Origin of the sequence: Propionivibrio dicarboxylicus (genome assembly GCF_900099695.1) — a bacterium.
GTDB classification, from domain to species: Bacteria; Pseudomonadota; Gammaproteobacteria; order Burkholderiales; family Rhodocyclaceae; genus Propionivibrio; species Propionivibrio dicarboxylicus.
On the sequence record NZ_FNCY01000021.1, the window covers coordinates 45,472 to 70,136 of the forward strand.

At 62.8% G+C, this 24,665-nt stretch carries 23 protein-coding genes; 10 read left to right on the top strand and 13 right to left on the bottom strand.

Annotation, left to right across the window (positions count from 1 at the left end; translation table 11 throughout):
* Positions 1 to 29: 29 nt before the first annotated feature.
* The 9 genes from tolB to ruvC form a co-directional block, all read right to left on the bottom strand.
* Positions 30 to 1,322 carry a Tol-Pal system beta propeller repeat protein TolB gene (gene tolB / locus BLR25_RS18245; RefSeq protein WP_091939784.1) on the bottom strand — a complete coding sequence of 431 codons (1,293 nt, stop codon included), beginning with the start codon at positions 1,320 to 1,322 and terminating at the stop codon, positions 30 to 32.
* Between the two features lie 81 nt (positions 1,323 to 1,403).
* Positions 1,404 to 2,207 (bottom strand): energy transducer TonB, encoded by an 804-nt coding sequence (locus tag BLR25_RS18250; protein WP_245715605.1) that lies wholly within the window; start codon positions 2,205 to 2,207, stop codon positions 1,404 to 1,406.
* 14 nt (positions 2,208 to 2,221) lie between these two features.
* Positions 2,222 to 2,626 carry a protein TolR gene (gene tolR / locus BLR25_RS18255; RefSeq protein WP_091939786.1) on the bottom strand — a complete coding sequence of 135 codons (405 nt, stop codon included), beginning with the start codon at positions 2,624 to 2,626 and terminating at the stop codon, positions 2,222 to 2,224.
* A gap of 12 nt (positions 2,627 to 2,638) precedes the next feature.
* Positions 2,639 to 3,316 carry a protein TolQ gene (gene tolQ, locus BLR25_RS18260; protein ID WP_091939788.1) on the bottom strand — a complete coding sequence of 226 codons (678 nt, stop codon included), beginning with the start codon at positions 3,314 to 3,316 and terminating at the stop codon, positions 2,639 to 2,641.
* The gene (ybgC, locus tag BLR25_RS18265) at positions 3,313 to 3,756 is read right to left on the bottom strand and encodes a tol-pal system-associated acyl-CoA thioesterase (RefSeq protein WP_091939790.1); all 444 of its coding nucleotides are present in this window, start codon (positions 3,754 to 3,756) and stop codon (positions 3,313 to 3,315) included. Before ybgC ends, tolQ begins: the two co-directional genes overlap by 4 nt.
* A gap of 68 nt (positions 3,757 to 3,824) precedes the next feature.
* A complete protein-coding gene (gene ruvB / locus BLR25_RS18270; RefSeq protein WP_091939792.1) occupies positions 3,825 to 4,895 on the bottom strand; it encodes a Holliday junction branch migration DNA helicase RuvB in 1,071 nt (356 codons plus the stop codon).
* 5 nt (positions 4,896 to 4,900) lie between these two features.
* On the bottom strand, positions 4,901 to 5,968 hold the full coding sequence (locus BLR25_RS18275) for an AI-2E family transporter (RefSeq protein WP_091939794.1): 1,068 nt from the start codon (positions 5,966 to 5,968) through the stop codon (positions 4,901 to 4,903).
* A 2-nt stretch (positions 5,969 to 5,970) separates the two neighbouring features.
* Positions 5,971 to 6,546, bottom strand: coding sequence for a Holliday junction branch migration protein RuvA (gene ruvA / locus BLR25_RS18280; RefSeq protein WP_091939796.1), 576 nt, complete (start codon positions 6,544 to 6,546; stop codon positions 5,971 to 5,973).
* Positions 6,543 to 7,109, bottom strand: a complete 567-nt coding sequence (gene ruvC / locus BLR25_RS18285) for a crossover junction endodeoxyribonuclease RuvC (RefSeq protein ID WP_425438698.1) — start codon at positions 7,107 to 7,109, stop codon at positions 6,543 to 6,545. The genes ruvA and ruvC overlap by 4 nt, the downstream gene beginning before the upstream one ends.
* A gap of 253 nt (positions 7,110 to 7,362) precedes the next feature.
* Between ruvC and BLR25_RS18290 the strand changes: the two genes are divergently transcribed.
* From BLR25_RS18290 to BLR25_RS18300, 3 genes are read left to right on the top strand one after another with little or no spacing between them, the layout of a single operon-like run.
* A complete protein-coding gene (locus BLR25_RS18290; protein ID WP_218122810.1) occupies positions 7,363 to 8,877 on the top strand; it encodes a DASS family sodium-coupled anion symporter in 1,515 nt (504 codons plus the stop codon).
* Between the two features lie 49 nt (positions 8,878 to 8,926).
* Positions 8,927 to 10,777, top strand: coding sequence for a sensor histidine kinase (locus BLR25_RS18295; protein WP_091939798.1), 1,851 nt, complete (start codon positions 8,927 to 8,929; stop codon positions 10,775 to 10,777).
* Positions 10,774 to 12,132, top strand: coding sequence for a sigma-54-dependent transcriptional regulator (locus BLR25_RS18300; RefSeq protein ID WP_245715606.1), 1,359 nt, complete (start codon positions 10,774 to 10,776; stop codon positions 12,130 to 12,132). Before BLR25_RS18295 ends, BLR25_RS18300 begins: the two co-directional genes overlap by 4 nt.
* A 13-nt stretch (positions 12,133 to 12,145) precedes the next feature.
* Here the strand turns inward: BLR25_RS18300 and dacB are convergent, their stop codons facing one another.
* On the bottom strand, positions 12,146 to 13,471 hold the full coding sequence (gene dacB, locus BLR25_RS18305; RefSeq protein ID WP_091939799.1) for a D-alanyl-D-alanine carboxypeptidase/D-alanyl-D-alanine endopeptidase: 1,326 nt from the start codon (positions 13,469 to 13,471) through the stop codon (positions 12,146 to 12,148).
* Positions 13,472 to 13,657: 186 nt separating this feature from the next.
* Between dacB and glpK the strand changes: the two genes are divergently transcribed.
* Together glpK and BLR25_RS18315 are read left to right on the top strand one after the other, a co-directional pair.
* The gene (gene glpK / locus BLR25_RS18310; protein WP_091939801.1) at positions 13,658 to 15,157 is read left to right on the top strand and encodes a glycerol kinase GlpK; all 1,500 of its coding nucleotides are present in this window, start codon (positions 13,658 to 13,660) and stop codon (positions 15,155 to 15,157) included.
* 82 nt (positions 15,158 to 15,239) lie between these two features.
* Positions 15,240 to 16,037 (top strand): DeoR/GlpR family DNA-binding transcription regulator, encoded by a 798-nt coding sequence (locus tag BLR25_RS18315; RefSeq protein ID WP_091939803.1) that lies wholly within the window; start codon positions 15,240 to 15,242, stop codon positions 16,035 to 16,037.
* 47 nt (positions 16,038 to 16,084) lie between these two features.
* Here BLR25_RS18315 and BLR25_RS18320 read toward each other — a convergent pair whose 3' ends face one another.
* Positions 16,085 to 16,597 (bottom strand): L-2-amino-thiazoline-4-carboxylic acid hydrolase, encoded by a 513-nt coding sequence (locus BLR25_RS18320; protein ID WP_091939805.1) that lies wholly within the window; start codon positions 16,595 to 16,597, stop codon positions 16,085 to 16,087.
* Positions 16,598 to 17,460: 863 nt separating this feature from the next.
* On the opposite strand from BLR25_RS18320, the gene BLR25_RS18325 reads away from it, so the two are divergent.
* Genes BLR25_RS18325 through BLR25_RS18345 form a run of 5 tightly spaced genes read left to right on the top strand, consistent with a single transcriptional unit; the run spans position 17,461 to position 22,038 of the window.
* Positions 17,461 to 18,588: an ABC transporter substrate-binding protein gene (locus BLR25_RS18325; protein WP_091939838.1), complete on the top strand. Its 1,128-nt coding sequence runs from the start codon at positions 17,461 to 17,463 to the stop codon at positions 18,586 to 18,588.
* Between the two features lie 57 nt (positions 18,589 to 18,645).
* On the top strand, positions 18,646 to 19,560 hold the full coding sequence (locus BLR25_RS18330) for a branched-chain amino acid ABC transporter permease (protein WP_091939806.1): 915 nt from the start codon (positions 18,646 to 18,648) through the stop codon (positions 19,558 to 19,560).
* Positions 19,561 to 19,562: 2 nt separating this feature from the next.
* Positions 19,563 to 20,552 carry a branched-chain amino acid ABC transporter permease gene (locus BLR25_RS18335; RefSeq protein WP_091939808.1) on the top strand — a complete coding sequence of 330 codons (990 nt, stop codon included), beginning with the start codon at positions 19,563 to 19,565 and terminating at the stop codon, positions 20,550 to 20,552.
* Complete coding sequence (locus tag BLR25_RS18340; RefSeq protein ID WP_091939810.1) at positions 20,549 to 21,316, top strand: ABC transporter ATP-binding protein; 768 nt, start codon at positions 20,549 to 20,551, stop codon at positions 21,314 to 21,316. Before BLR25_RS18335 ends, BLR25_RS18340 begins: the two co-directional genes overlap by 4 nt.
* Complete coding sequence (locus tag BLR25_RS18345) at positions 21,313 to 22,038, top strand: ABC transporter ATP-binding protein (RefSeq protein WP_091939812.1); 726 nt, start codon at positions 21,313 to 21,315, stop codon at positions 22,036 to 22,038. Before BLR25_RS18340 ends, BLR25_RS18345 begins: the two co-directional genes overlap by 4 nt.
* Positions 22,039 to 22,092: 54 nt before the next feature.
* Here the strand turns inward: BLR25_RS18345 and BLR25_RS18350 are convergent, their stop codons facing one another.
* Together BLR25_RS18350 and dhaL are read right to left on the bottom strand one after the other, a co-directional pair.
* Complete coding sequence (locus tag BLR25_RS18350; RefSeq protein WP_176785976.1) at positions 22,093 to 23,946, bottom strand: sigma 54-interacting transcriptional regulator; 1,854 nt, start codon at positions 23,944 to 23,946, stop codon at positions 22,093 to 22,095.
* Between the two features lie 74 nt (positions 23,947 to 24,020).
* Entirely contained in the window at positions 24,021 to 24,653 is a 633-nt protein-coding gene (gene dhaL / locus BLR25_RS18355) for a dihydroxyacetone kinase subunit DhaL (protein WP_091939816.1), read from the bottom strand.
* Positions 24,654 to 24,665: the final 12 nt, after the last annotated feature.

The window sequence follows — 24,665 nt, forward strand, 5'->3', positions numbered from 1 at the left end:
CTCCTGCGTCAGAAAATCAGTTGGTCAAACTACTTGATATATGGCCCCCAGGCCGGCTCGCGAACATCGCCTGCAGAAATCGTCAGGCGCTGCTTGATGCGTCCATCGATCGACACGGCCGACAACACACCGCGTCCGCCGAGTTCGGTGGCAATCAGGATCATGCGGCCGTTCGGCGCGAAGGACGGCGATTCGTCCTTGTGCGAATCGGTCAGCACTTGTACCTGACGGCTGGCAAGATCCATGACTGCCAACCTGAAAGCGCCGTCGCGGCGCGTGATGAAGGCCAACGATTTGCCATCCGGTGAAATCCGCGGCGTCACGTTGTAAGAGCCTTCGAAGGTCACCCGCTGCGCATCGCCGCCGCCCAGGCTCGAACGATAGATCTGCGGGCTGCCGCCGCGATCGGAAGTGAAATACAGCGACTCACCATCCGGCGAGAAGGCCGGCTCGGTGTTGATGCCACTGCCATAGCTGACGCGCTGCACCCCTGAGCCGTCGGCATTGACCATGAAGATCTGCGAGCCCCCGTCCTTGGACAGGACCACCGCCAGGCGCCGCCCGTCCGGCGACCACGCCGGTGCGGAATTGGAGCCCTTGAAATTGGCCACGACATTGCGCTGACCGCTGGCCAGCGAATGCACATAGACAACCGGCTTTTTGTTTTCAAAGGAGACATACGCGATGCGGGCGCCATCGGGCGACCACACCGGCGAAATGATCGGTTCGCGCGAACGCAAGGCGACCTGCTCGTTCTGACCGTCGGCGTCGGCGACAAACAATTCGTAACGCGCCGCCCCACTCCTGACGACATAGGCAATCCGCGTGGCAAAGACGCCGGGCTCGCCGATCAGCTTTTCGTAGATCACGTCGGCGATCCGGTGCCCGGCCGCCCGCAACATCGGCGCCGAGGTCACGAACGCGGCACCGGCCAGCGGAATCTGCTTGTTGATATCGTAAAGGCGGAATCTCGCCTCCTGACGGCCATCGGCGCTACGCCCCAGACTACCGGCCGAAATCGCATCGGCGCCGCGGTTTTTCCAGTCGGAGAACACCGGCGGCGTCGATTCGTTCATCGCGACACTGCCCGTGTCGATCAGGCGGAAGAGGCCACTCCGTTCGAGGTCACCGCGCACGACGCTGGTCAGCGCCCGCGACAGGCCGGCATCGCCGCCAAAATCGGCAATCGCCACGGGGATCCGGTTGGCGCCGGCACCGGTTATTTCGATCGATAGCTCAGCCACCGCCGAAAGCTGGAAAATAGCCAGGGCAGCACCGAGCAGCAGGCTCGAGGCGCGCAAACGGGACAGGATTCTGGGCATGATGCTCGGACGAAAAAAAAGATGGAGGATTATATCGCTTTGGCGCGCGAAGCGCTTGTAACGAAAGATGTTTTTAGGAGATCACTCATCGAAGGGCTTGTATTTGAGCTCCAGTTCGCGCTGGAACAAACTGGCCTGGTCGGGCTTGGGCAAGGGCGATGATTTCAGAATCGCCCGCTCGATGGCCTCGTCCAGTGCGCGGTTGCCGCTCGATTTGCTCAGCTTGACGCTGAGCACTTCACCGCTGGGGAGTTGAGTGACCTTGAAGACGGCTTCCGGATTGCCCTGGATCGACAAACCAGTGATATTCATGTTGCCCTTGATCTTGCCGCGGATCTTCGACGCGTAGTCGGCCAGCCCGCGGTTCCGCGCGGCCGCCGCCTGCTCGGCTTTCAAACTCGACATCATGTTGGCTTCAGCCTCGGCCCGGGCGCGCTGTTCTTGCACCGCCTTCTGCTGCTGCAACTGTTTCTGCTCCTGCTCCAGCGCCTTCTTCCAGTCGGGCGGCTCAGGCTTCTTGGGCTCTTCCTTCTTCGGTTCAGGCTTGGGCTCGGGCTTCTTGGGTTCTTCCTTCTTGGGCTTTTCCTTGTCCTTGACAGCAATGTCAGGCTTGACCGGCGCCGGCGGCTCGACTTTCGGGACAGGCTTGGGCTCCGGTTTAGGTTCGGGCTTCGGCTCAGGCTTGGGCGGCTCGGGCGGTGTCTCGACCACCGGCGCCGGCGCAGCAACCGAGCGCCAGACCTCGACCTCGACGGCGGTCGGCTGACTCTTCCATTGCACACCGAAGAACAGCGCGCCGATCAGGATCAGGTGAACAGCCGCCGCCAACACCAACGCGGTAACGTTGGTTTCTTCTTCCGGCGGCAAGGGAGTTGGCGTATCCACGGAAATGTCGGGATTTACTTGCCGGTCGGCTGCACCAGCAGCCCGATGCGCTTGACCTGCTGGCGCTGCAACTCGTCCATGATGCTGAGCACGGCTTCGTATTTGACGTTCTTGTCGCCGACGATGAGTACCGGTTGCTCCGGATTCTTGCGCTGCGCATCGAGGATGGCCGCCGACAGTTCGCTGCGCGTCATGCTGCGCTCAGCCTTGCCGGGATACGAGAGCGCCAGCGACTGGTCGGCGCGGATATTCACCTGCAACGCCTCTGCCGGCGCCTGCGCGGCCTTGCCGACCGACGGCACGTCGATGCTGGCGGTCGTCATCATCGGCGCCGTCACCATGAAGATGACGAGCAGCACGAGCATGACGTCGATATAGGGGACGACGTTGATTTCGTTTTTGAGACGACGTTCGCGCATATCGCCTCCGGATCAGCGCATCTGCCGCTGCAGGATGTTCGAGAACTCTTCCATGAAGGACTCGAAGCGGGTCGCGAGTCGATCGATCTCGTGCGAGAAGCGGTTGTAGGCAACCACCGCCGGAATGGCAGCGAACAGGCCGATGGCCGTCGCCACGAGCGCCTCTGCGATACCCGGCGCCACCGCCGACAGCGTCGCCTGACCGACGTTGGACAGGCCGCGGAAGGAGTGCATGATCCCCCAGACGGTACCGAACAGGCCAACATACGGGCTGACCGAACCCACCGAGGCAAGGAAGGCCAAATGCGCGTCGATATTGTCGACCTCGCGCTGGTAGGTGGCGCGCATGGCCCGGCGCGAGCCGTCGATCACATCCTTGGGATCGAGGTTCTTCTGGCTGCGCAGCTTGGTGAATTCGCGGAATCCAGCCTCGAAAATGCGCTCCATGCTGCCGGTACCGTGGCGATTATTGACCGCGCTCTGGTACAGGCTGTTGAGGTCCCCACCGCTCCAGAAATCGCGCTCGAACTGTTCGGTCTGCGTCCGGGCTTCGCGCACCGTGAACCACTTGCGGAAGATGTAGTACCAGGACATGAAAGAGACACTCGCCAGGATCGCCATCACGAACTGCACGACGGCACTGGCATTGAGGATCAGGTGAAGAATCGAGAGATCTTGCGAAACGTTCATTGGATGACTTCCAGTTGAGTACGCAAAAAAGCGGGAATGGAGGTAATTTTCATCTGCGCCGCATTGACGCAGACGAGTTGGACGCGCGCCTCGATCAGATCATCCCAGCCGCTCTTGGCGTCCGGGTTGGCGCGCAGGATGTTCTGGCGAAAAAAAAGCTGCGAGCGCGTCACACGCTCCAGCGCGAGACCGACGACCACCTGATCGTCAAGCCGAGCCGGTTTCAGGTAATCGACAGCGATGTTGCGCACGACGAAGGCAATGCCGGGATCGCGCAACAGCGCGCTCTGGTCATGACCGATCGTCCTCAGCCACTCGGTGCGGCAACGCTCCATAAACTTGAGATAGTTGGCGTAATAGACGACACCACCGGCATCGGTGTCCTCGTAGTAAATGCGCACAGGTAGCGTGAAGGCGTGTAATTGTTGTTGGTGCTCCATGGGCGGATTTTACTGCGCCAACACGGGCGCGGATGTAAGTATTTGTGACAAAACCGGTTAAGAACGCCTTATTGGCTGCGCCAGAACTCGCCTTGCCCCGAGGATGCGGGGGCTTCAAGGCCAAGGTGTCGATAGATCGCCGACGTGGCGACGCGGCCGCGGGGCGTCCGTTGCAAAAAGCCTTGCTGGATCAGGTAGGGTTCGAGAACATCTTCAATGGTGTCGCGCGCCTCGCCGATCGCAGCGGCCAGGTTATCGACGCCGACCGGCCCGCCGCCGAACTTGTCGATCACGGCTGCGATCAGTTTGCGGTCCATCAGGTCGAGTCCGCCATGATCGACATCGAGCATCGAGAGCGCCTGGTCGGCGATCTCCCGGGTGATGCGCCCGCTCGCCTTGACCTCGGCGTAATCGCGCACCCGGCGCAGCAGACGATTGGCGATCCGCGGCGTGCCGCGGGAACGTCGGGCAATTTCCAGCGCGCCTTCGCTCTCTGCCGGCACGCTGAGCAATTGCGCCGAGCGCGTGACGATGTGCGTCAGTTCCTCGGGCGTGTAGAACTCGAGTCGGGAGACGATACCGAAGCGATCACGCAGCGGATTGGTCAACATGCCGGCGCGCGTCGTCGCGCCAACCAGCGTGAAGGGCGGCAGATCGAGCTTGACCGAACGCGCCGCCGGTCCTTCGCCGATCATGATGTCGATCTGGAAATCCTCCATCGCCGGGTAGAGGATTTCCTCGACGACCGGCGACAGGCGGTGAATTTCGTCGATGAACAGAACGTCGTACGGTTCGAGATTGGTCAGGATGGCAGCGAGATCGCCGGCCCGTTCGAGCACCGGCCCGGACGTCTGGCGCAGGCCGACGCCCATCTCGGCGGCAACGATATGCGCCAGCGTAGTCTTGCCCAGTCCCGGCGGGCCAAAGAGCAGGACATGGTCGAGCACGTCCTTGCGGCGCTTGGCAGCTTCGATGAAGATCGCCAGCTGCTCGCGGATCTTGGCCTGTCCCACATATTCGGCCAGGCGCTTGGGCCGCAGCGCACGCTCGATCGCTTCTTCCTGCGACGACTTTGACTCGGCGGCGATCAGGCGGTCACTGGCCGCGCCGCCGGAGGAGAGAGGATCGACTTCAATCATGGGCGCTAGATGACCGGAGAGACGTCGTCGTCGACATGATCCAGCCATTCGCGGATCAGCACCTGCCCGAGCGCCAGCAGCGTCGGCCCGAGGAAAAGGCCGATGAAACCGAAGACGAGCACGCCGCCGAAAACGCCGACGACAATCAATAGCAAGGGCAGACTCGAGGTCCGCGAAATCAGGATCGGCTTGAGGAAGTTGTCGACGCTGCTGATGCCGAACATGCCCCAGAGCACCATGAAGATCGCCCAGCCGGTCTCGCCGCCCTCGTACAGCCAGACGGCGGCCCCGCCCCAGATCAGCGTGGCGCCGATCACCGGCACCATCGAGAAAAAGAAGGTCGCGACGGTCAGGATGACGATGCCGGGCACGCCGGCAATGATGAAACCGACCATCGCCACCAAGGCCTGCGCCAGCGCCGTGCCGACAATCCCGACCATCACCCCGGTGACGGTGCCGTCGGCCAGACGGAACATGCGTTCGCCCAGTTGCGCGCCGGCCAGTTTGTGGCTGGCGGTGCGTACTGCATCGGCATAGACATCGGCATCGCGGAAGATGAAGAAAGCGAAGAAAATCACCAGCGCCAACTGGAAAAGCCCCTGGCCGAACAAGGAAACGGCAGCCAGCGCCAGCTTGCGCGTCGGCGCGATGAACTGGCGCAGCACCTCGTTCATCTCCTCGCGGCTGGCGATCAGCTTATGCCAATAGTCGGAGACCCCACCGCCGATCACCGGCATGTCAGACACCCAGGCAGGCACATCGACCGGCAGGCCGGACTCGAGGAACGGGCGTAGATAGGCGATGGCGAGTTCGACACCGTCCGCCAAAGACCCCGACAACACTGCCGCCGGCAGAACCAGCAACAACATCAGCAACAGGCACAGGAGCGCCGCCATCAGGTTGCGCCGCCCCCGGCAGATCTGCAGCAGCGCGTCGCGCATCGGCGAGGCGGCGACACAGATCACGATAGCCAGCAGGAGCGTGCCGATGAACGGCGTCAGCACGGCGATGCAGCCGATCAGCAGCAGCGCCACGATGGCAATCTGCAGGATCTGTTTCTGGGTCGAATACAAAATTACACCTTGGAGAGCAGTTTGAGCGCCTGCCGGATACCGTCGGAAGTTCCGCAGCCCGCCGGCAGCGGCTTCATCGCCGCCAACGCCTCGCGCTCATTGTAACCTAGCGCCAGCAATGCATTAAGGATATCGCTGTGACTGTCATCGACGACACGCGCCGTCGTCGGCACGACGTTGGCGAGCTTGCCCTTGAGTTCGAGCAACAAGCGCTCCGCCGTTTTCTTGCCGATGCCCGGCACCTTGACGATGCGGCCGCTTTCCTGGCGCGCCACGGCATCGGCCAGATCCGCGACCGACAAGCCGGAAAGCACCGACAGCGCCGTCCTGGCACCAATCCCCGAAATGCGGATCAACTGACGGAAGGCAAAACGCTCCGACTCGCTGCCGAAGCCGTAGAGAAAATGCCCGTCTTCGCGAATCGCCAGATGGGTCAGCAGCACCACCGGCTCACCCAGTGCCGGCAGGTTGTAGAAGGTGCTCATCGGCACATCGACTTCATAGCCGACCCCCATCACATCCACCATCACTTGGGGGGGATTCTTTTCGAGCAGCGTTCCGGCAAGACGTCCGATCATTTTTTCTCCTTAATCTGCGTCAGCCGCCCGTGCCGACGCCGCGTTCCGACCACGTTCAACGCACCGATGCCTTGCCCGCCATGCGCATGCGCAATGGCGCACGCCAGGGCGTCAGCCGCATCCGGTGCCGGATCGCCGGCCAGGGACAAGAGCCGCCGGATCATGTGTTGCACCTGCACCTTGGCGGCCTTGCCGTTGCCGACGACCGCCTGCTTGATCTGCAAGGCCGTGTACTCAGCCACCCCGACACCGCCGGCCACCAGGCCAGTGATGGCGGCACCGCGCGCCTGACCCAGCAATAACGTCGATTGCGGGTTAACGTTGACGAAGACGATTTCGATGGCCGACTGATCGGGCTGGTAGCGCGCCACCAATTCGCGCACCCCGGCATGAATGGTGCCCAGACGCTCGGGCAATGATGCCTCGCCATCGCTCTTGATGCAGCCGCTGGCGACATATTCCAGCGTGCTACCGACCTTCTCGATAACGCCAAAACCGGTCACGCGCAGACCGGGGTCAATCCCGAGAATGCGGATGCGGGGGCGTGTCGAAGGAGTCAAGATGGGGCGCTCGGCGGTGAGGTCGTCGCCGCGCAGTATACCGGCTCCGCCGACCGCCCGGGCGCTGAGCGGAATTCCGCACAAAAATATTCTGTTTTTCTGGCCATCCGCACAGCAAAGGGGATAATAGTCTCGCCTCAACTGATAAAAACCCCGGAAAAACAGACAGATCCGGAATCACTGCCGACTGCAGGAATCGGGAACGGGAATTGCTCAAGCGTTTGCGCATTGCTTCAATACCTACAGGAGAGTCAATATGAGCACCGCTCAAGTAGAAAAAGGGAAACCCAGCGCCTCGGCCGATGAGCCGCAGGGCCTCATGGCCCGTTACGGCCTGCTCTTGGCCAGCATCGCCCTGGTCATCATCATCGCTCTGCCGCACCAGACCGGACTGCCCGTCGCCGGACAGAACATGCTCGGCATTCTGGTGTTCTCGGTCATCATCTGGATGACCGAAGCCGTGTCCTATCCGGTCAGCGCTGTGCTGATCACGACGCTGACCGCGTTCCTGCTCGGTTTTTCGCCGGAAATCGCCGACCCGACCAAGGTCATGGGAACCTCGAAAGGTCTGACGATCGCGCTCAACGGCTTCAGCAACACCGCCTGGGCGCTGGTCGGCGGCGCTTTGTTCCTGGCTGCGGCAATGACCCACACCGGCCTCGACAAGCGCATCGCGCTCGTCGTGCTGTCGAAAGTCGGCGCCAAGACCAGCCGCGTGCTGATCGGCGTCATCGTCGTCGGCTTTCTGCTCAGCTTCGTCGTCCCCAGTACGACCGCCCGCGTGTCGTGCATGGTGCCGATCGTCATGGGCATCATCGTCGCCTTCGGCGTGCCGCTCAAGAGCCGCTTCGCCGCCGTGCTGATGATCGCCGTCGCACAGGCCGACAGTCTCTGGAACATCGGCATCAAGACCGCCGCCGCCCAGAACATGATCGCCGTCAGCTTCATCGAGAAGCAACTCGGTGTGAATATCTCCTGGCTCGACTGGTTCATCGCCGCCGCACCGTTCTCGGCCATCATGTCGGTGATTCTTTACTTTGTCCTGCTCAAGATGATCCCGCCGGAAACGCAGGAAATCGCTGGCGGACAGGCGATCGTCGCGAAAGCGCTGGCCGATCTCGGTCCGATGCGACCGGCCGAGAAGAAGCTGACCATCATCTCGCTGACGCTGCTCTTCTTCTGGGCGACCGAAAAGATCGTCCACCCGTTCGACACCTCGACGACGACCATCGCCGCCATCGCGCTGATGTTCCTGCCGCGCATCGGCGTCATGAACTGGAAGCAGGCGCAAGGGGCCATTCCCTGGGGAACGCTGGTGTTGTTCGGCATCGGCATCAGCCTCGGCTCGGCGCTGTTGTCGACCAAGGCTGCTTCCTGGCTCGCGACCTGGATCACTGCCGCCTTCGGCCTGCAAACCGCCTCGGCGCTCGCCATCCTCGCCATCCTGGCGGCATTCCTGATCATCATCCACCTCGGCTTTGCCAGCGCCACCGGCCTCGCCGCCGCGATGATCCCGATCATCATCTCGGTGCTGCAGAGCGTTAAAACACCGGGCATCGATGTCGTCGGCATGACAATGATCCTGCAGTACGTCGTCAGCTTCGGCATGATCCTGCCGGTCAATGCGCCGCAAAACATGGTCGCCTATGGCACCGACACCTTCGAGGTACGTGACTTCGTGCGCACCGGCATTCCGCTGACGATCATCGCCTACCTGCTGATCCTCGTCATGGGGGCAACCTACTGGAAGTGGCTCGGCTACATGAGCTGATCCGCGCCTCGCCGGCTGCGACAACTGTCGTGGCCGGCACCACTGCCCCATGGGATTTCTTGCCTATCTTTCACTGCACGCACGCCAGGATTGGCGCTGGCTTGGCTTGCGCATCCTGGCCACGGCGGCGCTGTGCGGACTCGGCGGCTGGCTCGTCGCGAGCCAGGTGCTGCGAGGCCAGATCGACCAGTTGGGCCAACAATCGCACCATCGCGCAGAATTCTATCGCCAGAGCCTCGAATCACTGCTCTCGCGCAACACCTCGCTGCCACGCATCATCGCCCGCGAAGATCGCCTGAAAGCGGTACTCCGGCATCCAGAGTCGGCCAACGCCCGCGCCACCGCCAATCGCTATCTCGCCGACATCCGCCGCGACGCCGACATCAACGCCGCCTTCCTGATGGATCACAGCGGCCTGACACTGGCAGCGAGCAATTTCGACCAACCCGGCTCCTACGTCGGCAACAGCTACGCCTTCCGCCCGTACTTTCTCGACGCGATGCAAAACGGGCTCGGCATCTTCTACGGGATCGGCGCAACCACCGGCGATCCCGGCTATTTCCTGACCGCACCGATCGAGATCGAGGGACAACGTCTCGGCGCCGCCACCGTCAAGATCAGTCTCGACGATTTCGAATCGGCACTGACGCGCAGCGGCGACAAGGTGCTGATCGCCGATGCCAATGGCGTCATCTTCCTGTCATCGATCCCCGAGTGGAAATATCTTTCGCTGGCGCCGCTCGACGCCGAGGCGCAACGCCGCATCGAAGCGTCACGACAATATCGCGAACGCCACATCAACCACCTCGATGCCGGACTCAAGCTCCAGGCCGCGCCCTATTCGGTGCGGCTCAAGCTCCCGGACAGCCCGGCCCAGAACACCCTCGTCGTTTCGGTGCCGACCGGCTCGCTCGGCTGGTCGATCCTGTTACTCACACGCACCGGCCCGGAACGCCAGAATGCACTCTTCGCCGGCATCGCCACCGCCTTCGCGCTGGCCTTCGTCTTCTCGATGATCATCTACTTCCGCCTCAGCGTCCGTCGGCATGAAGAACGCGTACAGGCGGACGCCCGTCTGCGCCAGGCGCATCAGGAACTCGAACAGCGTATCGCCGAACGCACCGCCGATTTGCGCGCGACCAATGCCTCGCTCGAAGAGCGCATCGACCGACTCAAGACGACCGAGCGCATCCTGCGCGAAACCGGCGACAACGCTGTTCAGGCCGGCAAACTGGCGGTACTTGGGCAAATGGCGGCCGGCATCAGCCACGAGGTCAACCAGCCGCTTACCGCCATGCACACCCTCACCGACAACGCGCGCGACCTGCTCGATCGCGGCGATTTCGGCGAGGTCCGCAGCAATCTCGACGGCATCAAGCAGATGGCCGAACGCATGGGCCGCATTGCCGGTGAAATCAAGAATTTCACACGCAAGTCGCTGGTCGAGAAGCAGCCGGTCCCGGTCCTCAACGTGGTGTGCCAGGCGGCGATGCTCGTCGAGTCGCGGCGGCGGCTGGCCGACGCCACCCTCACGCTGCCCGAAATACCCGAAACGCTTGCCGTTCTCGCCGACCCGCAACGCCTCGAACAGGTGTTGGTCAACCTGCTCCTCAACGCACTGGACGCCGTTGCGCCCTGCCCGACCCGACACGTCGCCGTGCTCGCCGCCGTCGATGCCGAACGCATCTGCATCATCGTGCGGGACAGCGGCACCGGCATTCCCGAGAACGCGCTCGCCCACCTGTTCGAACCTTTCTTCACGACCAAGTCCTCGGGGCAAGGTCTCGGACTGGGCCTCTCGATATCACGCATGATCGTCCAGGAACTCGGCGGGACGATCGAAGCACACAATCGCGAAAACGGCGGCGCCGATTTTTGCATCACGCTGGATAGAGCATGACCGACATGACTGACACGCCCTGCCGCTCGACACTCGTTTATCTCGTCGAGGACGACGAGCTCGTGCGACGCGCCTGCGAGCAGGCGATGAAACTGGCTGACATCCCCGTCCGCGGGTTTTCCTCGGCCGAACACGCGCTCGCCGCGCTCGACGACGAACCGCCGGGCGTCATCGTCAGCGATGTGCGCATGCCCGGCATCAGCGGACTCGAACTGCTCGAACGCATGCAGGCCCGCGACCGCGATATTCCGGTCATCCTGATCACCGGCCACGGCGACGTGTCGATGGCGGTCCAGGCCATGCGCGCACACGCCTACGACTTCATCGAAAAACCCTTCAACTCGGCCCGGCTGATCGACGTCGTCCGTCGCGCCCTGGAAAAGCGGGCGCTGATCGAGGAAAACCAGCGACTGCGCGAGCAACTCGGCAGCCTGCGCGACACGCCGCTGATCGGTCATTCGGAAAGCATTCAACGCATCGTTAGGACGATCGACTCGCTGGCGCCCACCGACGTCGACATCCTGATCCTCGGCGAAACCGGGACGGGGAAGGAGGTCGTCGCCCAGGCCTTGCACGCGCGCAGCGGCCGCAGCGGCCCCTTCGTCGCACTCAACTGCGGCGCCTTGCCGGAGCCGGTGTTCGAGAGCGAGATGTTCGGCCACGAGACCGGCGCCTTCACCGGCGCCGAAAAACGCCGGATCGGCAAAATCGAATACGCGGACAAGGGCACCCTCTTCCTCGACGAAATCGAGTCGATGCCGCTCGCATTGCAGGTCAAGCTGCTGCGCGTGCTGCAGGAGCGCACCCTCGAACGCCTCGGCAGCAACGCCAGTATCCCGGTGTCCTGCCGCGTCGTCGCGGCGACCAAGACCGACCTCAAGCAACTGGTCGCGCAGGGGCGCTTCCGTGCCGACCTCTATTACCGACTCAACGTCGTCACGCTGGAATTACCGCCCCTGCGCCAGCGCCTCAACGACATCGCACCGCTGATGACCTATTTCATCTCGCAAGCCAGCCGGCGCTTCAACCGCGAAGCGCCATCCTGGGGCGAAATAGACCTGCTGCGCTGGCAGCAGCACGACTGGCCGGGTAACGTGCGCGAACTCAAGGCAACGGCCGAACGGCTGTGCCTCGGCCTGACCGACGGTCTCGAAGCGACGCCGTCCGCCACCATTTCACTGAGCACCCGGCTGGACCAGTACGAACGCAGCCTGATCCGCGACGCGCTGCGGACGAGCCAGGGCAACGTCGCCGAGGCCGCCGAACTGCTGCGGGTGCCGAAAAAGACCCTTTACGACAAGCTCACCCGCCACCAACTCGATCCGGAAAGTTTCCGCACGAATTCGGGAAACTGACGGAAAGGCGACGTTAGCGGCGCTCCGCCACCCAGCGCAGCAAGGCATCCATCGCCGGTTTGCCCAAACGCGAGCGCGGATCGTTAATCAGGAACACCACGACCCAGCGTCGGTTGCTGTTGTCGAGTACATAGCCGGCAATCGCGCGCACGCCTTCGAGATAGCCGGTCTTCAAATGCGCCCGTCCCGTCGCCGTGCTGCCGTTCAGGCGCTTTTTCAGCGTGCCGTCGACGCCAGCCACCGGCAGCGAGGACACGAGTTCGGCCATTACCGGACTTTCCCAGGCCGCTCGCAACAACTGGCCGAGGCCGTCAGCGGAAATCCGCTCGCTGCGCGACAGACCCGAACCGTTGTCGAGCACCAGTTCGGGCAGCGTCAGCCCCTTGCCCGACAACCATGCACGGACTCGGCGACGCGCGCCATCCGGCGTCGCCGGTCGCTCGGCATCGAGGCTGAGAAAGATCTGCCGCGCCATGACGTTGTTGCTGTATTTATTGACCTCGCGCACGATCTCGGCCAGCGTCGGCGACTCCTGAGCGACCACCGGCCGGGCGTTCGGCGGCACGACACCGACACGCACGCGCCCGGAAAAATGCCCGCCGAGTTCGCGCCACAAAGTCCGGAAAAGCCGTTCGACCTGTTCGTCGGCCGCCCACGGTGACAGATGCAGCGCCTTCTCGCCGCAGGCGAGCGGGAAGATGCCGGAGAGATCAATCGCCCCATCGACGACCGCGACCTTGAGTTTCTCGCGCCAGTCGCCGCACGCCTCGTCGGCAGCCTGCAGGCGGTTGTTGATGCGAACATCATCGCCCGGCGTATCGGTGATCACCGTCACCGCCTTGCGCCCTGTCTCGGGCACCAGACTCAGGCGGATGCTCTTGAGATTGACGAGCAGCGCGTCGGGCCCGGCGTTATAGGGCCGCAGCGGTTCGTGATCGAATTCGGCCGGATCGTGCGGCGGCACGTTGAAGGCGCTGCGGTCGAGCACCAGATCGCCGGCGATGTCGCCGACCCCGCGCAGGCGCAACTGGCGCAGGAGCAACCAGAATTGCTCGAGCCCGAGACGCGGATCGCCGCTACCGCGCAGATACAGATTGCCAGCCGCGTCGACGAAAGCCTCGGTCTTCCAGGTGTACGCCGGACCGAGCAGTTCGAGCGCCGTGTAAGTCGTCACCAATTTCATCACCGAGGCTGGATTCATCGCCTGGCGCGCGTTATGACGAATCAGCGGCTGCGGGCTGTCGACGCCCTGAACGAGAACGCTGACGTTGCGCGTCGCAATGCCAGCGTCCTTGAGCGCCGCCAGCACCTCCGGCGGCAACTCAAGCGCCGAGGCCATGCTACTGAAAAGCAGGAACGCGCCAAAACAAACCGCTCGCCCGAACAAAGACCAGCCACTCAGCCAACGAAGAACACAAACCATGATTGCCGCACCGGAATATTGAAGCCAGCCGTGATCATACGCCGCTGCTACACTACACGCCGAAAGAACGACACCGCCGCCAAGGCACGGAGGGCACCTGCCATGACAAAGGAATTCATCCTGGCGCTCGACCAGGGCACCACGAGTTCGCGCGCCATCCTTTTCGACCGCGACGGCCGGGCGGTCGCAAGCGCCCAGCGCGAATTCGCCCAGCATTATCCCCTGCCCGGCTGGGTCGAACACGACGCCAACGACATCTGGACGAGCCAGTACGACGTCGCACGCGCGGCAATCGCCAACGCCGGGATCGATGTCCGCAGCATCGCCGCCATCGGTATCGCCAATCAACGCGAAACGACGGTTGTTTGGGATCGCGAAACCGGCGAACCGATCTGCAGGGCCATCGTCTGGCAATGCCGCCGCACTGCCGCCGACTGCGAGGCGCTCAAAACCCGCGGGCTCGACGCACTGATCCGCGAACGGACCGGTCTGTTGCTCGACGCCTATTTTTCCGGCACCAAGCTCGCCTGGATTCTCGACCACGTTCCGCAGGCGCGTGCCCGTGCCGAACGCGGCGAACTGGCCTTCGGCACCATCGACAGCTGGCTGATCTGGAAGCTGAGCGGCGGTCGTGTCCATGTCACCGACGTCTCCAATGCATCCCGCACCCTGCTCTTCAATATCCACACGCTCGACTGGGACGAGCGCATCCTCGCCGAATTCGACATCCCGCGCGCCTTGCTGCCCGAGGTAAAGCCATCGAGCCATTGCTACGGACACAGCCTCGCCGCGCTCTTCGACGGCGTCGCCATTCCAATTGCCGGCGATGCCGGCGACCAGCAGGCGGCGCTGTTCGGACAAGGGTGTTTCACCGCCGGCTCGGCCAAGAACACCTACGGCACAGGCGCCTTCATGCTGATGAACACCGGGAAAACGCCGATCCGCTCAAGGCACGGGCTGCTGACAACGGTCGCCTGGGGCATCGACGGCACAGTGGACTACGCGCTCGAAGGCAGCGTCTTCATCGCCGGCGCGGCCATCCAGTGGCTGCGCGATGAACTCGGCCTGATCGGCAGCGCCGCCGAGAGCGAAACCCTGGCAAATGCCGTCAGCGACACGCAGGGCGTCTATGTCGTGCCCGCCTTCGTCGGTCTCGGCGCGCCTTACTGGGACATGAACGCCCGCGGCACGATCGTCGGCCTGACGCGCGGGAGCGGGAGAAACCACATCGTCCGCGCCACGCTCGAAGCCATCGCCTTCCAGACCCGCGACGTCCTGCAGTCGATGCAGGCCGATGCCGGCATCGCCCTGTGCGAACTCCGCGTCGATGGCGGTGCCGCCGCCAACAATTTCCTCATGCAATTCCAGGCCGATATTCTCGGCGTCCCGGTCCTGCGCCCGGCGCAAACCGAAAGTACGGCATTGGGGGCGGCCACGCTCGCCGGCCTGGCTGTCGGCTTCTGGAAAAATCGCGAGGACATTGCCGGACGCAGCCAGACGGTTCGCCGCTTCACGCCGACACTGGCGGCGGAGCAATCCGAACGGCATTACGCCGGCTGGCGTCGCGCCGTCGAGCGCGCCCGCGCATGGGCGACCGACTGAATCCTTTCACAATTGCCACAAGCCAGTAGAATGAGATGACAAAGCAATCCCTTTCGCGGCCCACCCACCCCAGGACAAAATCATGACGCGACAGAGTACCGAATCGAAACTGGGCACACGCCACCGGCAGATTCTCGATCTCGCCAAACAGCAAGGCTTCCTGTCTACCGAAGCGCTGGCCCGTCATTTCGACGTCACCACCCAGACGATCCGGCGCGACATCAACTACCTCTGCGACGAAGGCCTGCTGCGCCGCTTCCATGGTGGCGCCGGACCGGTATCGAGCGTCGAAAACGTCGACTATTCGGCGCGGCAGATTCTCAATCACGAGGCCAAGATCCGGATCGCACGCGCCGTCGTCGAGGAGATTCCCGACAATGCCTCGCTCTTCATCAACATCGGCACGACCACCGAGGAAGTCGCCAAGGCGCTCGCCGGTCACCGCAACCTGCGCATCATCACCAACAATCTTAATGTCGCCAGCCAACTCTGCAGCAACGAGAATTTCGAGGTGATCGTCGCCGGCGGCGTCGTCCGTAACGACCGCGGCGTCATCGGCGAATCGACGATCGATTTCATCCGCCAGTTCAAGGTCGATTTCGGCATCATCGGCATTTCCGGCATTGATGCCGACGGCACGCTGCTCGATTTCGACTACCGGGAAGTCCGCGTCGCGCAGGCGATCATCGAAAACTCCCGTCAGATATTCCTGGTTACCGACCGTACCAAGTTCAGCATCACGCCAATGGTCAAGCTGGGTACGCTGGCCGATGTCGATGTGCTATTCACCGACGCGCCGCCACCGGCGGACATCCAGGCCGTTCTGGCCGAAACGCAGACCCGCCTCGTCATCGCCAAGGACATGCCGCGCGTCGACTGAAGCGCCGGTCTCCGCCCGAAAACGGAGACCCGGCGGACTTGCCAGGCTCAGGCCTTCTTGCGGGTGAAGGCGACTTCGCAAACCTTGTTGCCCTGGGCAATCGTCTTGCCCAGATGGAATTCGAAGTTCTCGAAACGGCTGCCGATACCGCGGTCGCCCGACATGGCGATGTCGCAGAGCTTGCTCAGCATTTCGCCCTCGATGCCGGCCTGCGTCCACGCCGTAACCAGCGGGCAGTAACCGAATTCGACCGTGAGTTCGTTCTCGTCGAGTTTTTTGATGTCCATCTCGAAAATCTTGATGACGTCTTCATTGAGGAAGGTCTTGCCGAATTCGACCATGCTATCGACGGACGCCAGCACTTCCTTGATGCCGTCGCCATGCATGCAGCCAGTCTTGAAAATGGCGGCGTGGCCGATTTCTTCCCAGTCCATGCCGCGGTCCTTGACCTCCTTGAGAATCAGCCCCATCCAGAGCGCGCGGTGCGTGAACGCCTTTCTCAGTTTGTTGGTGACCGGATCGTCGGTATTCTTCGGCTGGTTGTTATGGCAAATACACATGTAAATCTCCTTGCTCGCTCATTCGTAAAGGTTGCGGATTGGGTTGGATGCCAGAGGCCGCGCAACGGGCCGGACGCCGCAACGCGTCCGCCTTTCCGACGACAAGCCACGCCGGAATGACGTAGCGGCATTAGCACATAGTGTGCCACGAACCGGAAAGAAGCGCTCGCCGGGGGCGGCGGCGACAACGCCCAACGAGCGCCAAATGCGCGCGTCGGGCGCCCGGCCTGCACCGGCGCCGGACGCCCCCTTTTGACGACTCGCCGCGCATGACAACTGCGCACCCGAATGGGGCATGCCACCGGTGTCGCAACGCAAGTGCCGACGACCATTTCGCACGATGATATTTCCCGAATTGAGAATATTTCCGAAAAAGCTGAGAAACGGTCGACATCGATTCTTCGATGTCGCCTGCTGCGGCAGCCAATAACCCGCGACTGTCTTCCGCGCCCAAGCGACGAGGATATCGACGTATTTTCCGGATCGCATTGCAACAGCATGATCGGACGCCCCCTATGACAGCCGATCACCGGTAGAATCGTCACCAAGACGGATGAGTATGAAATCGGTCGCGTCAGCCACGCCGACAATCCGGGAAGGAAGATTGGCCCGGAACTTGCTCAATCCACGGTGTCTGTCTGTCAGCCAGCGCCAAGCAGGCCCGATGCGAAGGACCTGTGAAGCGTACGCAGTTGGTGCATACGCCGAAAAACCGCGGTGCATGCCTGGTTGCCGGCCGGCAGGTCGCCGGACGAAAGCCTCCCCGAAGGGATACTCTCCCGGCGCTTCGAGTTGGATCTTCTCGCCCGAAGTGAGTCATCCGCAACCTGTTGTCACCGATCTTTCATCTGGAGAACTTGATCATGATAAAACTCAAGCATTGCAAAACGCTGCTTGCCTCGGTCTGCCTGACCTTGCTCACGGCGGGCGCCAGCGCTCAGAACAAGACGATCGCCATCGGCTACCAGTTACCGCTCAGCGGCGAGAATGCCCAATACGGCATGCTGTTCCGCAACTCGGCGACACTGGCGCTCGACGACTTCAACAAGTCGGGCAAGCTCCCGGGCGTCACCGTCCAGATCAAGTTCGAAGACAGCAAGAGCGACGCCAAGGAAGGCGTCAACATCGCGCGCAAGTTCTCCGATGACTCCAGCATTCTGGCGGTGATCGGCGATTTCAACTCGACCGTGTCGATGGCCGCCGGCCAGGTCTATGCGCAAACGAAAGTGGCGCAACTCTCGCAGACCGCCTCGCATCCGGACTTCGTCAAGATCAGCGAATACCAGTTCCGCAACATCAACACACAGGCTTACGAAGGCCCGCTGATCGCCAACTGGGCGCACGGCAACGGCGTCAAGAAGGTCGCCGTCGTCGCCATCCAGAACGACTGGGGCCAGTCGGCCGCCAATAACTTCATCAACGGCTTCAAGGCCGCCGGCGGTACGGTCACCGACGTCGAGTACTTCAACCCCGGCACACGCGACTTCCGCTCGATCCTCACCAAGATCGGCCGCAGCCAGCCTGAAGCCATCTTCCTCGGCGCCTTCTACGAAGACGGTTCAGCCTTCCTGCAGCAGAAGCTTCAGATGGGCCTGAAGCAGAATGTGTATGCCACGTCGTCGCTCTACGAGAAGAAGATGATCGAGCTCGCCGGCCCGGCCGCCAACGGCCTCTACCTGACCTCGACCTTCCTGGTGGAAAGCACCGAGCCGCACATCGCTTCCTACGTCAAGGCCTACGAGGCGCGCTATGGCGCCAAGCCGCAGCAGTTCGCGGCCCAGGCGTTCGATGCCACCAACATCATGCTGAACGCCATCGTCGCCGCCGGCGGCGCCAACGCGACGCGTGCCAAGGTGCGCGATGCCCTCGCCGCGACCAAGAACTTCCCGGGCGTCACCGGCACCACCAGCTTCGACCAGGCAACGCGCGAGCCGATCAAGCTGCTGACCAAGCTTCAGGTCACGGACGGCAAGTTCGTCTCGGTCAAGTAGTCCCTCACCTCGTTCGCAAGAAAACCGGCTGGCCGCAAGGCCAGCCAGGAGTGATCCATGTTTGACATTTTTTTCGTGCAGCAACTCGTCAATGGCCTCTCGATCGGGTTGATCTACGCGCTCGTCGCGATCGGCTTCACGCTGATCTTCGGCGTCCTCAATGTGGTGAACTTCGCCCACGGCGAGATCTACATGATCGGCTCCTTCGCCGGGCTGATGGCCATCACGACCTTCGCCCCGCCGCTCTTCGTCGTCATCCTGATCGCCCTGGCGGCCGGCGCGCTCGCCGGCTTCGGCCTTGAGCGCCTGGCGTTCCGTCCCTTCCGCCGCTTCCGCGACGAGGCCTCGCTCAAGTCGAAGGCGATCCGCGAAGCGACGCTGCTCTCCTCGCTGGCGGTGTCGATCATCGTGCGCGAAATCGCCGAGAAGATCTTCGGCTCGAACATGCAGTCGATCCCGCAGGACTACCTGCTGCTCAAGCCGATCCAGATCGGATCGCTGAGTTTCGCCGACGGCCAGTTCCTCATCTTCGGTCTCTCGATCGTCATGCTCGGCGGCCTGCAGTGGCTGCTCAAGCGTACCCGCATCGGCCTGTCGATCCGCGCCGTCGCCAACAACCCGATGGGCGCCGCCTACGTCGGCATCAATACCGAGCGAACGATCATCGCCACCTTCGTCATCGGCTCGACGCTCGGCGCCATCGCCGGCCTCATCGTCGGTCTCTATCAGGGCGCGATCTTCCCGGCGATGGGCTTTGTCCCCGGCGTCAAGGCCTTCGTCGCCATGGTCATGGGCGGCCTCTCGTCGATCGGCGGCGCCGTCGTCTGCGCACTGATCCTCGGCATGGCCGAAGCCATCACCACCAGCTTCTTCGCTCAGGGCTGGGGCGATCTCGTCGCCTATCTCTTCCTCGTCATCACCTTGATATTTTTCCCGACCGGCCTGTTCGGCGGCGGCAGGGAGCGTGTCTGATCATGCGCAGAATCATTTCGGTTTCCCTTCTTCTCGCCGCAGTACTCATCGTCGTCCCCGGGATCCTGACCCTGGTCGGCGGCGGCTACTGGTTCCGCGTCATGACGACGATCGGCGTCTTCTCGATTCTGACGATGAGCGCCAACCTGATCACCGGCACCACCGGCCTCATGTCGCTCGGCCACGCTGGCTTCTACGGCATCGGCGCCTATGCGACGGCGCTGCTGTCGACCAAGTTCGGCTGGCCCTTCTACCTGACGCTGCCGGTCTCCGGCGCCATCACCGCCGCGTTCGGCATCCTGCTGGCATTGCCGACGATGCGACTGATCGGCATTTACTTTGCCGTCGCCACGCTCGGCCTCGGCGAGATCATCCACGTCACGCTGCTCAACTGGGTCGATTTCACGCGCGGTCCGATGGGCATCTCGGCCATTCCCGGCGTCACCCTCCCCGGCGTCTTCACGGCGTCCGACACCACCCATTACTATGCCGTTGCAATCACCGCGCTGATTGCCGCCTTTGTGCTCGGCCGACTCACGCATTCGTACTATGGCAACGCCCTGCGTGCCGTGCGCGAGGATGACCAGTGCGCCGCCTCGATGGGGCTCAACGTCGTCGGACTCAAGATCCAGTCCTTCGCCTTCGCCTGCTTCTTTGCCGGCGTCGCCGGCGGCTTGTGGGCACATACGACGGGCTACATCTCGCCGGGCGATTTCCGCTTCTCCGAATCGATCCTGATCCTGGCCATGATGGTCGTCGGCGGACTCGGTAGCCTGCCGGGGGCAGTCCTCGGCGCCGTCATCCTGCTCGGCCTGCCCGAATTCCTCCGGCCGATCGGCGACTATCGCATGATCGTCGTCGGAGCCGTGATGTTCTTCTCCATTCTCTTCCTGCCGCGCGGCCTGCTCGGCGAGACGCCCGTGCTGACGGTCGTCCGCCGCCAGTTCGGGCTGGCCTGGGATGCCAAATCGAATCTGGGATGGCGCCAATGACTCCGCTGCTCGAAATCAAGAACGTCAGCCGCTACTTCGGCGGCCTGCACGCCGTCGAGGACTTTTCCGGCCAGGTCCAGCGCGGCGAGCGCGTCGGCCTGATCGGCCCGAACGGCGCCGGCAAGACGACGCTGTTCAACCTGATCACCTGTTTCACGCCGCTCTCGGCCGGATCGGTCTTCTTCGACGACAAGGACATCTCCTCGCTCAAGGCCTACCAGGTCGCTCGCCTTGGCATCGCCCGGACGTTCCAGAATCTGCGCGTCATGCCGAACCTGAGCGTCTTCGACAACGTCTCGATCGGCGCACTCGGCGCCCTCGGCCACTCGCCGTTCTCGGCCCTGCTGCACCACCGCAACTATGCAAAGGACATCAGCCGGCGCACCTGGGACGCGCTCGAACAGGCCGGCCTGCAGGGGCAGGCTTCGGAAGTCGCGGCCAACCTCTCCTACGGCAAGCGCAAGTACCTGGAGATCGCGCGGGCGCTGGCGCTGTCGCCGCGCTTGCTGATTCTCGACGAACCCGCGGCCGGCCTCAACGACACCGAAACCGCACAGCTCGGCGAATTCGTCATGAAACTCTCGAAGGAAGGCCTCAGCATCCTGCTCGTCGAGCACGACATGAACTTCGTCATGACCCTGTGCGAACGCATCATGGTGATGGCATCGGGACGCAAGATCGCCGACGGCACGCCGCAGGAAATATCGAACGACCCCGTGGTTCTCGAAGCCTATCTGGGCAGCGAAGAGGAAGAAGCCGCATGAGTACCGCCAACCTCCTGGACATCAAGGCCCTGCATGTGCGCATGGGCGAACAGAGTATTCTCAACGGACTCTCGCTGCACGTCCCGACCGGCGGCATCGTCACCGTGCTCGGCAGCAACGGCGTCGGCAAGACGACGCTGATGCGCGCGATCTCGGGCGTCTATCACAGCACCTCGGGCAGCATCGAATTCGACGGCACCGACATCACCAACTGGCCGTCGCACCGCATCGTCGCTGCCGGACTCGCCCAGGCGCCGGAAGGCCGGCAGATCTTTTCGTCGATGACGATCGCCGAGAATCTTCGCATTGGCGGCGTCGGGCTGTCGCCGCAAGCGCTTGCCGAAGAGGAAGAGAAACAACTCCAGCGCTTCGCCATCCTGCGCAGCCGCTACCGCCAGAAGGCCGGCACGCTTTCGGGCGGCGAACAGCAGATGCTGTGCATCGCCCGCGCGCTGATGTGCCGGCCGAAGCTGCTGCTCATGGACGAGCCCTCGCTCGGTCTAGCGCCGAAAGTCGTCCGTCAGATCTTCGACCTGATCACCCAGATTCGCGAAGAAGGCCATTCGGTCCTGCTCGTCGAGCAGAACGCGCGGGCAGCATTGCGCGTCGCCGACTATGCCTATGTGATGGATGGCGGACGCATCGTCATCGAGGGCAGCAGCACTGAGCTTTCCGATGACGCGCGCGTACGCGCTGCCTATCTGGGCGGCCACACGGGCTGATTAAAAAAAAGGACGCGCGGCAACGGGCGGGGCACGCCAAGGCATTGCCACGCCTCAGGCGCGATCGAGTGACATTTCCTTGAGCTTGCGGTACAGCGTCGACAGACTGATGCCAAGCGCCTCGGCGGCGCGACGCTTGCCGGTGACCGTCATGCCAAACTCGGCCAGCGTATTGCGGATCAGTTCCTTCTCGGCGACGTGCAGCGCCGCGCTCGGGACCGGCGCCGGCACGGCCTCGCGCTCGCGGATCTTGAACGGCAGACTGTTGGTGGTGATATAGGCCGACGGCTCCATGTTGATCGCGTACTCGATGACGTTTGCAAGCTCGCGGACATTGCCCTTCCAGCGGTAGGCGAGCAATACGCTTTCGGCATCGGCGGTAAACCCCTTGATCTTCTTGTTGAGCTTGGCGTTGTACTGGCGTAGCAGGTTGCCCATCAACAGCCGGACATCGCCAGGACGGCTGCGTAGCGGCGGGATATGCAGCGGGATGACGTTGATCCGGTAGAACAGATCCTCGCGGAATTCGCCGCGATCGACCATGCCTTCGAGATCCTTGTTGGTCGCGGCGATCAGGCGCACGTCGACGGCGACGCTCTTGTGACCGCCGAGCTTCTCGACGGTCTTTTCCTGCAGCACGCGCAACAGCTTCGGTTGCAGGTGCAGCGGCATGTCGCCGATCTCGTCGAGGAAGATGGTGCCGCCGTTGGCCAACTGGAATTTGCCCGGCCGCCCGCCGCGCGAAGCGCCGGTAAAGCTGCCGTCTTCGTAGCCGAACAGTTCGCTTTCGATCAGCGACTCGGGCATCGCCGCACAATTGATGGCGATGAACGGATGTTTGCTGCGTGGACTGGCATGGTGGATGGCGCGTGCGAACAGTTCCTTGCCGGTACCGCTCTCGCCGGTGATCAAAATGCTCGAATCGCCGCCGGCGACGCGTAGCGCTGTATCCTTGAGGCGCAGCATGCTGGCGCTCTCGCCGACGATCTGCTCGAAGGACGTCGACAGCGCGGTGTTGGTCAGGTTATTGATGACCCGATAGACGTCTTCCATCTTCTTGAGGACGATGATCGAGCCAGCATTCTTGTCTTCGAGCACGACCGGACGCCCCGAAATCAGCGCGTGCACTTCGAAACCAGGACGGCCGATGCGCAGCTCGATGTTGCTGAACTCGCTGCCCTTGTCGATCAATGCGCCGATGCACGCCACCGAAAAAACCTCGGTCAGGCGACGATCGATCAACTCGGCACGCGTCGTCCGCAGCACGTCCTCGAGTACCGAATTGACATAGACGATGCGGCCGTCCTCGTCGGCGGCGACGATGCCTTCATCGATCGAGTCCATGATCGAAACCAGCTGGTTGCGCGCCACCGTCAGCTTCGTCTTGGCTTCCTGTTCGAGCAACTTGCTGACGATCAGCTCGGACATGCGCCGGGTAAATTCGATCAGGTTTTTCTGGTTCTCGAGCAGCCGCACGCGCGACGCCTCGGTGATCGCGATCAGCCCGATCGCGCCGAGCCGCTTGTCCTCATATTCGATCGGTACGCACAGCATCGCCTCAAGGTTGCAGTTGTCCTGGATCGAGCAGGTCGCGCACTGTTCGCTTTCCAGCTTGCCAGGCACCACCTGGGTGACGCCGGTCTTGATGACATTGCCGATGACATAGACGTCCTTGATCTCCTTGACCTCAAGCTTGTAGTGCTTCTTGGTGTCGCCGACGAGCTGATAATCGGCATCGGAGATAATGACGTCGATATCGAGCACGCTGGCGATCGCCTCGGAGATCTGCTGAACGGCATCACGAATATCAAACAGCCCGGCCATCGGATTCTTGCCCTGATCGAGAATGGAAAAACGGCTGCCACTATACGGCGAAAACGCCGATGACGCACGACTGCAGGCAGGCACGACGACGCTCCCACCCGGTCGCAAAGGAAAGGGCCCGGTCATGCGATGCCGGGCCCCGGAAAAATGCCATTGGCTCAGGCTGCGTAATCGGCAAACACCTTGAAGAGCAGATGGATCGCCGTGGCGCCGGCATCCTGATGCCCAATTCCGCGTTCGCCGACATAATGCGCGCGCCCCCGGTTGGCGATCATCGCCTTGGTCGCCTCGACCCCCTGCCCGGCCGCCGCACAGGCGTCCGCCAGCGCTTCAGCCAAGGTCGCACCGCGCGCCGCCGCCGCACTCAGCGCCTGCGCCGCCGGCGCCAGCGCATCGATCAGCGTCTTGTCGCCGACATCCGACTTGCCGAGCGTCTTGACGCCCTCGAGACTGGCGTTGAACATCCGCGCCAACTCGGCGACGCCGGCCTCGGTCTGATTACCGAGTTCCTTGCCGGCACGCATGAAAATCGTCCCGAACAAGGGCCCGGACGCGCCGCCCATCGACTTGACGAGCGTCATGCCGCTCTTGCCGAGCACCATGCCGGGCGCCAGCCCGACAAGTTCCGGCAGCAGCGCCTGCAGTGCGTTGCAGCCGCCGGCAATACTGGTGCCGAAGTCCGCGTCGCCAAGCTTGCCGTCGAGTTCGTTGAGTTCGTCGCGACGGGCGATGACGTTTGCCGCAAAACCGGCGATGAGACACTGAAAATCCTGGCTGGTCAGTTGCTCCATGATAGCGATCCT

Excerpts from the sequence above, each read along its gene's own strand:
- BLR25_RS18295 (WP_091939798.1), top strand. The coding sequence starts at position 8,927 with ATGGGATTTCTTGCCTATCTTTCACTGCACGCACGCCAGGATTGGCGC.
- glpK (WP_091939801.1), top strand. The coding sequence starts at position 13,658 with ATGACAAAGGAATTCATCCTGGCGCTCGACCAGGGCACCACGAGTTCG.
- tolB (WP_091939784.1), bottom strand. The coding sequence starts at position 1,322 with ATGCCCAGAATCCTGTCCCGTTTGCGCGCCTCGAGCCTGCTGCTCGGT.
- ybgC (WP_091939790.1), bottom strand. The coding sequence starts at position 3,756 with ATGGAGCACCAACAACAATTACACGCCTTCACGCTACCTGTGCGCATT.
- ruvA (WP_091939796.1), bottom strand. The coding sequence starts at position 6,546 with ATGATCGGACGTCTTGCCGGAACGCTGCTCGAAAAGAATCCCCCCCAA.
- dhaL (WP_091939816.1), bottom strand. The coding sequence starts at position 24,653 with ATGGAGCAACTGACCAGCCAGGATTTTCAGTGTCTCATCGCCGGTTTT.
- BLR25_RS18290 (WP_218122810.1), top strand. The coding sequence starts at position 7,363 with ATGAGCACCGCTCAAGTAGAAAAAGGGAAACCCAGCGCCTCGGCCGAT.
- BLR25_RS18330 (WP_091939806.1), top strand. The coding sequence starts at position 18,646 with ATGTTTGACATTTTTTTCGTGCAGCAACTCGTCAATGGCCTCTCGATC.
- tolQ (WP_091939788.1), bottom strand. The coding sequence starts at position 3,316 with ATGAACGTTTCGCAAGATCTCTCGATTCTTCACCTGATCCTCAATGCC.
- BLR25_RS18315 (WP_091939803.1), top strand. The coding sequence starts at position 15,240 with ATGACGCGACAGAGTACCGAATCGAAACTGGGCACACGCCACCGGCAG.
- BLR25_RS18325 (WP_091939838.1), top strand. The coding sequence starts at position 17,461 with ATGATAAAACTCAAGCATTGCAAAACGCTGCTTGCCTCGGTCTGCCTG.
- ruvB (WP_091939792.1), bottom strand. The coding sequence starts at position 4,895 with ATGATTGAAGTCGATCCTCTCTCCTCCGGCGGCGCGGCCAGTGACCGC.
- dacB (WP_091939799.1), bottom strand. The coding sequence starts at position 13,471 with ATGGCCTCGGCGCTTGAGTTGCCGCCGGAGGTGCTGGCGGCGCTCAAG.
- tolR (WP_091939786.1), bottom strand. The coding sequence starts at position 2,626 with ATGCGCGAACGTCGTCTCAAAAACGAAATCAACGTCGTCCCCTATATC.
- BLR25_RS18340 (WP_091939810.1), top strand. The coding sequence starts at position 20,549 with ATGACTCCGCTGCTCGAAATCAAGAACGTCAGCCGCTACTTCGGCGGC.
- BLR25_RS18300 (WP_245715606.1), top strand. The coding sequence starts at position 10,774 with ATGACCGACATGACTGACACGCCCTGCCGCTCGACACTCGTTTATCTC.
- BLR25_RS18345 (WP_091939812.1), top strand. The coding sequence starts at position 21,313 with ATGAGTACCGCCAACCTCCTGGACATCAAGGCCCTGCATGTGCGCATG.
- BLR25_RS18335 (WP_091939808.1), top strand. The coding sequence starts at position 19,563 with ATGCGCAGAATCATTTCGGTTTCCCTTCTTCTCGCCGCAGTACTCATC.
- BLR25_RS18320 (WP_091939805.1), bottom strand. The coding sequence starts at position 16,597 with ATGTGTATTTGCCATAACAACCAGCCGAAGAATACCGACGATCCGGTC.